The following is an 11,588-nucleotide window of genomic DNA, read 5'->3' as shown; positions in this document are numbered from 1 at the left end:
TCAGTCGTGGGCACTCTGTATTACGGGGGATCGGCGACGCCGATTCACATCGAGGACCGCTCGCTCGCGCACCTGAAGGTCGTCATCGCGACAAAGCTCCGCCGCGGGGAGAGTTTCACCGTCACCTGGACGCACGACGACGAGCGACAAGGGAAGAGCACGATCTGGGTTCACCCGTCCATCCCGCTCGGTTTCGTCTTCGACGACCCAGAGCCGCCCCCGCTCAGCCGGGAGTGGATCGAGAACCTCGCTACCTCCGCGAACTCCTCCGGCGGGATCGCTCTGGCCGCCGAGCACCTCGACGACCAGACGCCGGACCCGGCGCCGCAAGCGGTCGAGGTCACGGCAAACTGAGAGCGCACTGAGCCGAAGCTCCCCACCTCGCACAGCCCCTCATTTCACCGCGGCGGCTGGGTGATCGTCGCTGAGGTCGTCGGTCGGCTCGGGAACGACATACAGGCCGCTCTGCTGGTTGGCGGTGTGGATGAGGGCCTCCAGCCAATGCCGATTCAGCTGCGGCATGCGGCTGCCGTAGTACTTGAACGACAGGGCACACTGTGCGTGCATCCAGACGGTCGTGCGGCCATCCCCGACACCGATGTCGTCTTTCCAGCTGAAGTAGAACGACTCGCCTCTCCGCAGCTTGCTGCCGATCACCATCCGTAGGTGATACAGCAGACGGTCCTCGAACTCGACGCGGATCGAGTTCTCGTAGGTGAACTTCCCCACACCAGGGCTCCTCTGGGCCTCCCCGCCACTGTGACGCGACCCGGTGCGAGGCGGGGGGCAGGTCCCGAACCGGTGACGTCCGAAGATCCTCTCCGCGACCCCGGCAGCCGCTTCTCACTCTCACGATCCTCGCTGCCCCACGGAAGCGCTACCGCATCCCCGCTTCCCGACAGCCTCGTTGAAGCAACGTGACCCCGCAGCGGAACGTGACGGCGACTGAGGCGGGCTGTTCCTCTCGTCTTGGTGAGGAAGAGCAGGCGGGCGTCCTCCAACTGCGAGCGGCCGCGCACGGTCGCTCGCTCGTGCGTGGTCACCTATAGTTGGCCGCGCTTCGAGACCATCTCGCGCGAGCGACTAGTGTCCGGGTCGGGATCCTCATGCGTGCATAGTGCGCAAACGGGACCGACGCGTGCCTAGTTCGCTCGCTGGACTCTCCTGCCGTGGTGCAATGAACTGTTCCGCACGTCCTGTCGCCGCTGCACTCACATCGAGATCGCGAGAGCATCACGCATGGCGGTCTCCAGTGCGTTCAACTTGGAAGAGCGATCGCTAGCGTCCGCCCGCGTGAGTTCTCGGCCCGCCTCGACCACAGACTGTGGACCTAGTAGCGAGAAGGCGGCCACGGCTTCGTACATGTCGGCGTAGAGAGCCTCGAACTCTGCTCGCTGCGCGCGAATGCGCGCCCTCACTTCTTCCGGGCCCTCGCCAACTTCGGCGAGGTCTTGAATTGCGGCGAGTATTTCGTCGTCGCTCGCGAAGCCTGGGGGCAATCCACGGGACGCCTGCTCGAAGACACCCTCGGTGTGTTCGATCCGACCCGCCGCCCGGTCGTACTTGTCCTTCTTTTTTATGTAGTCCAGATAGGCGAGATAGCGCTGCTCTCTGAGCCACTTCTGGTGCTCACGTCGGCTCTGAATCCAAGCCCCGACGAAGCCGGCGATGATGGTTAGTGCGGCGCCTCCGAATATGGACAAGAGCGCAAGCAGCGTCGGGTCAAGCGAGGGCTCGGTCACGCGCTGAGCCTAGGGATCCACCGCTGGAGTCCACGTATCCCGCGCCGAAGCGCAGCGGCCAACAGCTTCGCCCGCCCGGCTGGATCTTATACGGGCCGTGCGCGCGGGGAGTTCGAAGGGTCGGCAGTTAGTCCTAGAAGTCGTTCAACGCGCTACGCAACCGATTCAACTCGCGGGCAATGTCGCGGGCCGCCACCTTTGCGTCATCCAGGCCTGTCATCTGATCGATCTTCTCGGCCTCCTCAAGGATTAGGGTGAGGACGTTCTGCGCGTCGCGCGTCGTGCGTATCTCATAGGGGGCGACGAGATCATCGAGTCCGGTCATGAGGGCACCCTAGTCGACTATGAAAAGCCGGCGGTCGTCCTCCGCGAATATGCGCCAGAAGCCTCAACGTCCTCGGCTCGTCCGTCGGCGTCATAGCCGCCTGTCGACAGCACCGCCCCGACGCCGTTTGCTCGGCGGAAGCGTGTCACGGATCCGGGCGGCGACGATCCCTAATCGGGCATTGCTCGCGCGACGGATCATGGCTGACACGGTCGTGGTATGTGGCCCGGCGTTCAGGACGTAGCGCTCGCCGTTGTGCCACGTCATGAATCAGACGCGCGCATCCATATAGTGCTGAGCGACTTGGTTGACGCTTGGCGAATGTGCGGCGGGCCATTACGGTCGGAGCAACCGTGGGGGTAGGGATGATGGCAATGCAGCCGGGGTGGTATCCGGATCCGACCGATAGCACGCTTCAACGGTGGTGGGACGGAGGCCAGTGGACAGCCCACGTGCAGCGAGACGGGGCCCGGTGGACGTTGCCGCTAACCGCCCCGCCACCCGCTACGAGGAAGCGTCGCATCCCGGCGTGGGGATGGGTCCTCATCGGGATTGTTGCGCTGATCCCGCTGTTGCTGCTCTCTCCCATCGTGGCTGTCGCTGCGTTGGCGGTTCTGATCACGGGCGTCGTCGCGTTGGTCAAGGGCACACCAACGTGGTTGCGGCTGAAGTCACGCAAGGCTGCGGCGACTGTCACCGCGGTCGCGGCGGCTGCCTTCCTCGTCACTGGCGGTATCAGCGCGGCCAGCTCCTCCATGGGGTCACGCACGCAAGCTGATGCGGCGCACTTCGGCGATGCGGGAGTCGAGCAGGTCGACGACACATCCGAAGTGAGTGCATCCTCGAGCAAGCCCACCAAGACGGCCACACCGACCCCCACCCCGACACCCACGCCCGTCACTACTGTCGCCGAAGACGTGGTGACGGAGGCGGTCGCGTACGAAACGGCGACCGTCGAAGATGGTGCAATGCCTGCCGGGCAGTCACGGGTGACCACCGCGGGGCAGCCTGGGCAGCGAACGCTCACCTACAAGGTGACCCTCGTGGACGGAAAGGAGATCGCCCGCGAACTAGTGAGCGACGTGGTTACTGTTCCGCCGGTCACGGAAGTGACCAGTGTGGGCACCTACGTGGCACCGCCACCCCCGCCCGCCGCCCCGTCTGGATGTGACTCGAACTACGTAGACGCATGCGTCCCCGTCGCAAGTGACGTCGACTGCGCCGGCGGAAGCGGGAATGGTCCCGCCTACTTCGATGGCGTCGCCAAAGTTGTCGGCGTCGACATCTACGAGCTCGATCGCGATGGCGACGGATACGCCTGCGAACCGTGGTAAACCGCAAGGCTGATCGCCTGAGTCAGGACTGATCCGAGCGCTCGTTCACCACCCCTGAGCGGGCATCAATGACGCGGCGACCAAACGAATGTCCGCTGAGGGGACCGTCGGGCCTGCCCCGTACCCGGCTACTTCGAACGCAATCACATCCGGTCGAGCAGATCCTTCTTCTTGACTTCGAACTCCTCGTCGGACAAGATCCCGGCGTCGCGCAGGGCAGCCAGCTTCTGCATTGCTTCGAACGGGTCGGGCGTCGACGGTGCGGTGCTCTTCACGACAGAGTGCTGCGCGGCAAGCTCCGCCCGCACTGCGTCAGCGAGTGGGTCGAGATCGGACGTGATCACGCCCGAGATCACGGCGTTGTTGCCGGAGACGAAGATCTTCAGCTCGCCTGCGCCGAAGCCAGACTTGGTCTGGACAGAGGAGATCAGCCGCAGCGGGAAGTCCTCCTTTGCGCGGCCAACGATGCCATGGAACAGGAACAGGAGCCGCGCGTCGGTCAACGCGACGATGCCCTGGTTGCCTTCGTAGGAGCCCTGGGCGATGATACGGACCGTTTCGCCGTCGTGAAGGTGGCTCGCGAGGTTCTTAAGCTCTCGCTTTCCTCCGAACCGCCAGGTCATCCGCGCAGCCGCAGCTTCGATGTCGGGTCGGCTGCCCGAGCCCAGAATGGCTGTAACTGCCGCCGTATTGCGCTCCTCGTTGCGAGCGTCCATCCGGTTCAAGCGCGAGGGAGCCGCTGGACCGGCCTCGACCGTCGAGGGGTCAATACCTGCCGCCCGGTTCGTATCGATCGCCGCAGCTAGTCGGTCGCGCAGCTCGCCGAACGCCTCGCGGTCCTTGAATCGGAACATGACGGAGTTCGGATCCGACGGCGCCTGAGAGGCACCAAGGGCCTCAGCGTCAGCACCACCGACACCGAGAGTGATCCACCCGTTGACCAGTCGAGTCGCGTCCTTCAGCACGACACTCGAGATCGCCTGCAAAGGGATGCGTCGAGGCTGGTCGGTCACGAGGCCGCCGCTCTTTGCCACGATTCCGGAGTGAACGATCGTCAGCGCGTCACTGTCTACGGTGATGGCCCCGTTGTAGCCCTTGCAATCCACGGACTCATCATTCCCGAGAGTTGGCCTCGGCGGCGCTGAACCTTCGAATCTGCTTGGCTAGTCTCGCGAGAAGGATTGGCTCCATACCTCGAAGATCAGACGACGGAACCGAACCCTGAGCTAGCGCAGTTCGCCGACCACGTTGCCGCGTCGCACGATGTGCAGCGATGGCTGGAATGCGAAAGCGCCAACCGCTGCCGCGGGCGACCGGTGCGACCCACGCCCCGGCGCGCGTAGGAGCGGCGTCGCTAAGAGGCGGTGGGCGCTTCGGCCTCGGCGGCGACGCGCCTCGCCTCCCTGCGCACCTTCGCGGTTTCCAGGCAGATCTGGACCATGGTGGTCACGGCGACAGTGGCCAGCCGGAGCCGGCCCTCCGCCCGTTGGCGTGCCTGCGCCTCCGAAATCGCGGTCGCGATCTCCTGAGCAAGCTGAGCACGCCCAATCTGGATCCCGTCGTGCCTGCCCTTGCCGTACACGTTTCGGAACACGTCCTTGCTCACGCTCTCCCCCTCGCCCCAGTGGTGCAGGTGAGCATATCGGACCGCGACGCGGGGACGGCGCTCATGGCGGCACAGTCCCAATCGTCGACAAACAGAATCGAGTCAACAGCCTCAGGACGCTGGCCGGCGCACGTTCCGGCACAGCAATCGCCCTCCGAGGTTGCACCACCCGCTGTCGACGGCGGCTGAAAACTGGTCAGTTTCGACGGTGAAAAGTGGTCACTCATCACGATTGGAGAGTGATCACCTTGGAGGACTGGGCGCTGATTCGGAGGCTGACTGCGGAGGGCGTGCCGAAGGCGCGTATCGCGGAGCGGCTAGGGATCTCTCGGACGACGGTATTGAAGGCGGTGCGGTCGGAGTCGCCGCCGCGGTATGAGCGGGCGCCGACGGGCTCGTCGTTCGTGGCGTTCGAGCCGCGGGTGCGGGCGTTGCTGGCCGAGACGCCCGATATGCCGGCGACGGTGCTCGCGGAGCGGGTGGGCTGGTCGGGGTCGATCACGTGGTTCCGGGAGAACGTGAGGCGGCTGCGGCCGCAGTTCCGGCCAATCGACCCGGCGGATCGGCTGACATGGGATCCAGGCGATGCCGCGCAGTGCGACTTGTGGTTCCCGCCCAGGAAGATCCCGCTTGAGGACGGTACGAGCAAGCTGCTGCCGGTGCTGGTGATCACGGCGGCGTACTCCAGGTTCATGGTCGCGCGGATGATCCCTACCCGGACGACGGAGGATCTGCTGCTGGCCTCCTGGGAACTGATCCAGCAGCTGGGGCGGGTGCCGCGGCGGCTGATCTGGGACAACGAAGCCGGGATCGGGCGGGGGCATCGCCCCGCGCAGGGCGTGGGAGCGTTCATGGGCACGCTGGCTACGAAACTGGTGTTGCTGCCGCCCCGGGACCCCGAGTCCAAAGGGGTCGTGGAACGCCGCAACGGCTGGTTCGAGACATCGTTCATGCCGGGTCGGTCGTTCGCATCACCGGAGGACTTCACCCTCCAGTTCGCCGACTGGCTGGACCCGGCGAACCGGCGGGTGGTGCGCACGACCGGTGCTGCGCCGGTGGACCGGCTGGAGGCGGATCGCGCCGCGATGCTGCCGTTGCCGCCGATCCCGCTGCATCTGGGTTGGCGCAACAGCATCCGGCTGGGCCGGGACTACTACGTCCGCCTCGACACCAACGATTACTCCGTCGACCCGACCGTGATCGGACGGATAGTCGACGTCTTCGCTGATCTCGAGCAAGTGAGGGTCCGTGCGGACGGGCGGATCGTCGCCGACCACGCCCGGGTCTGGGCGCGTGGCACCACGGTCACCGACCCCACCCATGTTGAGACCGCCGCGCGGCTGCGCAAGCAGTTCCAACAGCCTCGCGCCGTCGCGTCTGCCGGGAACGATCTGACCCGGGATCTCGCGGACTACGACCGCGCGTTCGGGCTCATCGACGGAGGCCTCCGCTGATGGCCGTCGCGAAGGGCACCACCGAGTCGGTGAAGCAGATCACCTACCTCGCCGGCGCGCTGAAGGCCCCACGCATCACCGAAGCCGCCAGCCGGATGGCCGATCAGGCCAGGGACGCCGGCTGGTCGTTCGAGGACTACCTCGCTGCGGTCCTCGAACGCGAGGTCTCCGCGCGGAACGCGTCGGGCGCGGAGTTGCGGATCAAAGCGGCCGGGTTTCCCGGGCGGAAGACGCTGGAGGACTTCGACTGGGACGCGCAGCCTTCCGCCCGGCAGCAGATCGCAGCTCTGGCCTCCGGCGGATTCCTCCTCGAGGCGCAGAACGTTGTGCTGCTCGGCCCGCCCGGAACCGGCAAAACCCACCTAGCCACGGCACTCGGGATCGTCGCCGCACGCCACGGACACCGGGTTCTGTTCGCGACCGCGACCGACTGGGTGACCAGGCTCACCGACGCGCACCGGCAGGGGAACCTGCCCCGCGAGCTCGCGCGGCTGCGCCGCTACGGGCTGATCATCGTCGACGAGGTCGGCTACCTGCCGTTCGAGCAAGACGCTGCGAACCTCTTCTTTCAACTCGTCTCCAGCCGATACGAGCACGCCTCGCTGATCCTCACCTCGAACCTGCCGTTCTCCGGCTGGGGCGGGGTGTTCGGGGACCAGGCCGTCGCCGCCGCGATGATCGACCGAATCGTCCACCACGCCGACGTTCTCACCCTCAAGGGAGCCAGCTACCGGCTCCGCGGCAGGGGCATCGACAGCCTCCCCAGCATCCGCACCACAACCGACGAAACGCCTGGCTAAACTGCCCGCAACTGATCACTTTTCAAACGTCGGAAACGACCAGTTCTCAAGCGTCGCCCACACCCGCGTAGGTCTTGAAGCGCGACGCCCTCTGAGCCCGACGGCACGCGCGTAGCCGTTTTGGCACGGATGTCCAAACGTGAAACGCGCGCGCGTGGTGAAGATCAGCTTGCCAAACGGCTCCCGGCGAGAGTCGCATGGTGCGTGATCGACGCTAGTTCTCCGGGCAGTGCCCCAGTACATGGCCTTGCCTCGATCGCCGAACAAGCACTTCCAGAGGGGGCCACTGGAGCCGGGCATTGTTGTGGGGAGAAGGTTTCCGAGCGCAACCGGCCGCGATTGATCTGGATCCATCTGCGCGCAGTGCCCGATCGAGGCACCGTGAGTACCGACTCCTAGCGCGATCGGCTGCGATCCCTGTACGCCCCGCGTCCGGAGGCCATCCCTCAGCGGGAATCGCACGCCGTTGGACGTCAGCGTGCGTCTTTGATTGCTTTCCAAACACCGAGCGATCGAGCTGTCGGCCCGCCCGGCTGCCCACGACATCTCAGTGCGCATTCAATGCGCTCGTACTTAAGGCGGCCGAGCCGTGAGCACCTTCTTCACTCGTTCAAGACCGGCCTCCGCCGGTGCTCGTTCTTGGAGGGCACGCCGGTGCGTCCGGTCCTCGACGCGTTAGTCCCCAGTCATTCGGCAGTGATGGCGACAGGAACGCGGATCTCATTGGCGATCGGCGTATAGAGGTCGATGTCTTGTCGTCGAGTCCTGAGGGAAATCAGGAGCGCGTACCGCACCGGCAGTGAGGTGCGATCGGCCCGTCCGTTGTTCTTCCACCAGCCACCAACGGGATAGACGGCGATTGAATTGGACGCAGCGAGTTCCTGGCCACTACCTGTCCACTCATCCTGATGAAGGGAGCCAAGGTTGCGCTGGTTTGGACCGATGAGCCAGCGCTCGGAGGCGGAGCTGGACGAGCTGGAACCCTCGCTGTCCTCGTCCCGCTGTGCATCGCGATTGACGCGATTCACAAACTCCTGTTGCGTCTCCAAAGGTGCTTGAAGATCAAACCGCAGAGCATGAGATGCGTAGGAGTAGCGGCGACGCCAACCTCTCCGCGACGCTGAGGGCTCGACGAAGTACGACAGAGTCACACGCAGACGCACGTCTTCCGCCCCCAGCTCCTCCAAGGCGGCACGCGGCCACGGCAGACTGTGAAGTCGAAAGTGACGCATTCGATACTCGGCGCCGTCGAAGGGCACGAACTCGTCTTGGCTCACCAGGGTCACTGCTTGCGACGACGAGTAGAGGACGCTCTCGTCAGTCGGAACACCCCACCCATACCTCCGAAGCAGAGACAGTCGAGCTGTCTTTCCATGTTCCGCCTGGAGCTCGTCCCACATGGATGGCGTCCACTCGGCGGAATGAGTCAGGAGGCCGCGGACGGTCTCTGGCCAGTAGCTCGGATAGCGCGCCATCGTCCGAGCGGCCAGTCGGGCTGCCTGCGCTGATGCCGCACTCGTGGCGTTCGCAGACGCAAGAGCGCGGTCGCTACTCGTACCTGTCGAGCGCAGGGAGAGCAACGGATGCTTGTCCTCAAAGCCGCTTCCACCATCGCTGAGGACGTTCCCGCCCTCCATGCAGATGTCCGGCTTCACTGGCCACTTCCGCGTCGAGAACATCACAGAGGTACGGCTGTGAGGCGATAGCTCACCGCGAGCTGCCAGTGGAGCCCAATCTTGGTAGACGACATCCGACGGCTGACCATCCAGGTCGGTGTAGGCCGAAACCGTGAGGGCATTCCACGCCTGGCCAGGATCCTCAATTGCGGAAAGGTCCGACTCGGCCCGATGGTCCAGCTGGTAGCTGTTCACGTTGCCCGCGGCGACAACGATCAGGCGAGCCGCTTCAAGGTCGGGCGCAGACAAGAGCCGCAGCTCATCCCCGTTCCGAACGATTTCGCTTCCGGCGGCCAAGGCGTCGACTGTAGCTGACCAAAGTGTCGGCTCTCCCGGTCTGTCGGGTTCGGCACTCAACGGTAAGCAGAAGACACGTCGTCGAGTTACCGCGATCTCGGGAAGCGCAACGGCATCCACGGTCGCAGTCCCGAAGTTGACGGGCTCGATCAGGGGCTCGCCCTTTGCCGGCTTCATCCGGACAGACTCGAGGCGGTGTTCCAAGTGAATCTGTTCCTGCGATGTGAGCAACGGATCAAGATTGCCGAACAGTGCGAGGCCCGCCATCGTTGTGCCGTGTCCAGCGACATCGTGGCCCGAGGTGCCGATGACTGTGTGAATGTCGCTTGGATTCAGCGAATCACGAAGCAATACGTGCGCCTGAAAAACGCCCGTGTCGAGGTGGGTCACGGCCGGCGCATCTGGCCCCGCAGCGACAATCCTGTCCGCAAGGTCTTCGACATACTCGTCTTGCTCGTTCGGCGACAGATCTTCAATCGAATCGATGAATTCCGGCTTCCGTACTTCAGCTATTGGCACCTTCGTGAACGGCAGACCCTGCAGCTGGTCCCAGGTAGCCTCGACCCAGACGACGAGGCGGTCGCGGAACGTGATCGAGCGGAGGGCAGTGCGCAGGCCGTAGACCTCCACGTAGGCGTCCAGCGCTTCCCTGCCGCCCTCAGCGTTCCCCAGCCAGAGCTCCCACCAGTGGCGGCCAGACGCGGGGGGATCACCTTCGGAGGTCCACAGGTCCCGAAGCACGGCCTGCCGGATGCGAGCGATGTTAGCGACAAGTGACTGGTTCGCCGGATTTCCCTCGGGGGTCGTCCACTTCGCTCTGGCCGCCTTGGTTGAAGTCTTGGCCAGATAGTCCTCGAAGAGCTGAAGGAATCTGTCACGGTATGCGTCAGCCACCCAGATGGTCGCCCGTTCAGGCTCATCATCGGTCGGGGGCTGTACGGAGAGCAGAAGCCACATCGGCCGCTTGGGAGATCTAGTGTGCGACGTTAGGTGGTCCAGCGACTCCACTTTGAGCGGGTAGGTGGCATCGGCCCCGACGAGAACGATGACCGTCCCGAGCGCCTCCAACTCGTCAGCGCTTACGCTGACCTCGCGGCGCTCGACGTCCGCTTCAGAGAACGCCTTCTGCAGTTGCCCGCGAAGGAGGAGGCCATGAGCTCGACGCTCGACGGGCCTAACCTTCGCGTTGCCCTGGCCGCCCCGGGAGAATTGTTCGCTTGCGGCTCGCTCGATGATGAACAGATGATCGAGATGCCTCAAATCATCAGCCAACAGTCGCCTGTCGTCGCGCTACCAACGCACCGATGACGTCATCGCGGCCTACCGCGGTCGCGCCCTGCATAAGTGCCCGCTTGGCAGCACTCTCGGACGCTTTGACGAGATCGGCATGACTCAGGCCATGGGTGAGTTCTGCGAGCCCCGCCAAGCTCAACCCAGCCCCGAGTGACCCGAGACGAGCCCGGATGACCGACACTGCTTGCCGAGCGTCGGGGAGCTGATATGTAAGCACCGCATCGAATCGGCGGAACAATGCCCGGTCCAGCATTGCTCGATGGTTCGTCGCAGCAATGACAATAGATTCCGGGCTTGCCTGTTCGAGGAAGACCAGGAAAGAGTTCAGGATTCGCTTGGCCTCGCCGACGTCGTTTCCGCTGCGATCGGCCCCAAGCGCGTCGAACTCGTCGAAGAGATAGACCCCGCGTCTCTCCGCCACGGCATCGAACACTGTTCGGAGCTTGCCCGCAGTCTCGCCCATGAACTTGCTGAGCAGAGCGTCGAGGCGGATCGTGAACATCGGCAGAGACAGCTCTGTGGCCAGGACGCTTGCTGTCATCGTCTTTCCTGTTCCCGGAGGACCCTCGAGCAGGAGACGATGTGCGGGCGCGAACCCATGATCAAGCAGTATCTTGCGCTGACGCTGCTCTGAGATTACGTGCTTGATCTGGGTGGTCAGCTCCGCCGGCAACACCAGGTCTCGTAGCCCCACCGACGGTGCGGTGGCTTCGACCAAGCCCGCAAGGTCGCCTTGTGGCGGCGTAAGCCTCGTGACATTGCTACGCGGCGACACGTTGCGCGACGCATCGACCGTCTTTTTGATGTCCTCCGCGAGTGCGTGGTGCCCACTTCGGGCTTCACGAGCTGCGACCTGGAGCGCGACCGAGTAGAACGCAGCGTCATCACCAGCGGCGTGGCTACGCACCATCGCAGTAATGTGTTCGCCGCGCGCGGCCATGACCGCTCCCCTCCCAGATCCCGTTACGGACAGGATGTCACTTGTTCATATCGTAGAGGTCCGACACCTGGACCCCGGTAGCCCTGAGTACTCCTGGTCCGGTCGGACGGATCAATGGCGG

At 64.5% G+C, this 11,588-nt stretch carries 11 protein-coding genes and 1 pseudogene; 5 read left to right on the top strand and 7 right to left on the bottom strand.

What is annotated here, in order from left to right; translation table 11 throughout:
• The first annotated feature begins 6 nt into the window (after window positions 1-6).
• Window positions 7-354 carry a DUF7882 family protein gene (locus tag ACSBPH_RS04185; protein WP_442577241.1) on the top strand — a complete coding sequence of 116 codons (348 nt, stop codon included), beginning with the start codon at window positions 7-9 and terminating at the stop codon, window positions 352-354.
• Between the two features lie 39 nt (window positions 355-393).
• Here the strand turns inward: ACSBPH_RS04185 and ACSBPH_RS04180 are convergent, their stop codons facing one another.
• The 3 genes from ACSBPH_RS04180 to ACSBPH_RS04170 all read right to left on the bottom strand — a co-directional run bounded on the left by ACSBPH_RS04180 (window position 394) and on the right by ACSBPH_RS04170 (window position 2,067).
• Window positions 394-729, bottom strand: coding sequence for a DUF7882 family protein (locus ACSBPH_RS04180; protein ID WP_442576347.1), 336 nt, complete (start codon window positions 727-729; stop codon window positions 394-396).
• A 482-nt stretch (window positions 730-1,211) separates the two neighbouring features.
• The gene (locus ACSBPH_RS04175; protein ID WP_442576346.1) at window positions 1,212-1,742 is read right to left on the bottom strand and encodes a hypothetical protein; all 531 of its coding nucleotides are present in this window, start codon (window positions 1,740-1,742) and stop codon (window positions 1,212-1,214) included.
• A 133-nt stretch (window positions 1,743-1,875) separates the two neighbouring features.
• The gene (locus ACSBPH_RS04170) at window positions 1,876-2,067 is read right to left on the bottom strand and encodes a hypothetical protein (RefSeq protein ID WP_442576345.1); all 192 of its coding nucleotides are present in this window, start codon (window positions 2,065-2,067) and stop codon (window positions 1,876-1,878) included.
• Between the two features lie 365 nt (window positions 2,068-2,432).
• Here ACSBPH_RS04170 and ACSBPH_RS04165 point away from each other — a divergent pair.
• Both ACSBPH_RS04165 and ACSBPH_RS04160 read left to right on the top strand, forming a co-directional pair.
• Window positions 2,433-2,495, top strand: a pseudogene (locus ACSBPH_RS04165) (DUF2510 domain-containing protein); the annotation flags it as partial.
• A gap of 162 nt (window positions 2,496-2,657) precedes the next feature.
• Entirely contained in the window at window positions 2,658-3,401 is a 744-nt protein-coding gene (locus tag ACSBPH_RS04160; RefSeq protein ID WP_442577240.1) for a G5 domain-containing protein, read from the top strand.
• 143 nt (window positions 3,402-3,544) lie between these two features.
• On the opposite strand, the gene ACSBPH_RS04155 is transcribed toward ACSBPH_RS04160, so the two are convergent.
• On the bottom strand, window positions 3,545-4,507 hold the full coding sequence (locus tag ACSBPH_RS04155) for a DUF4429 domain-containing protein (protein WP_442576344.1): 963 nt from the start codon (window positions 4,505-4,507) through the stop codon (window positions 3,545-3,547).
• 248 nt (window positions 4,508-4,755) lie between these two features.
• Window positions 4,756-5,007, bottom strand: coding sequence for a hypothetical protein (locus ACSBPH_RS04150; protein WP_442576343.1), 252 nt, complete (start codon window positions 5,005-5,007; stop codon window positions 4,756-4,758).
• A gap of 239 nt (window positions 5,008-5,246) precedes the next feature.
• Here ACSBPH_RS04150 and istA point away from each other — a divergent pair, with 239 nt between their 5' ends.
• The gene (gene istA, locus ACSBPH_RS04145; protein ID WP_442576342.1) at window positions 5,247-6,461 is read left to right on the top strand and encodes an IS21 family transposase; all 1,215 of its coding nucleotides are present in this window, start codon (window positions 5,247-5,249) and stop codon (window positions 6,459-6,461) included.
• Window positions 6,461-7,261, top strand: a complete 801-nt coding sequence (gene istB, locus ACSBPH_RS04140) for an IS21-like element helper ATPase IstB (RefSeq protein ID WP_442574842.1) — start codon at window positions 6,461-6,463, stop codon at window positions 7,259-7,261. Before istA ends, istB begins: the two co-directional genes overlap by 1 nt.
• A 686-nt stretch (window positions 7,262-7,947) precedes the next feature.
• On the opposite strand, the gene ACSBPH_RS04135 is transcribed toward istB, so the two are convergent.
• The gene (locus ACSBPH_RS04135; RefSeq protein WP_442576341.1) at window positions 7,948-10,506 is read right to left on the bottom strand and encodes a S8 family peptidase; all 2,559 of its coding nucleotides are present in this window, start codon (window positions 10,504-10,506) and stop codon (window positions 7,948-7,950) included.
• A complete protein-coding gene (locus ACSBPH_RS04130; RefSeq protein WP_442576340.1) occupies window positions 10,499-11,467 on the bottom strand; it encodes an AAA family ATPase in 969 nt (322 codons plus the stop codon). Before ACSBPH_RS04130 ends, ACSBPH_RS04135 begins: the two co-directional genes overlap by 8 nt.
• Window positions 11,468-11,588: the final 121 nt, after the last annotated feature.

It is taken from the genome of Microbacterium sp. F51-2R (genome assembly GCF_052180235.1).
In the GTDB taxonomy this organism is placed as follows: Bacteria; Actinomycetota; Actinomycetes; order Actinomycetales; family Microbacteriaceae; genus Microbacterium.
This window is presented reverse-complemented; position numbering and strand designations above follow the sequence as displayed.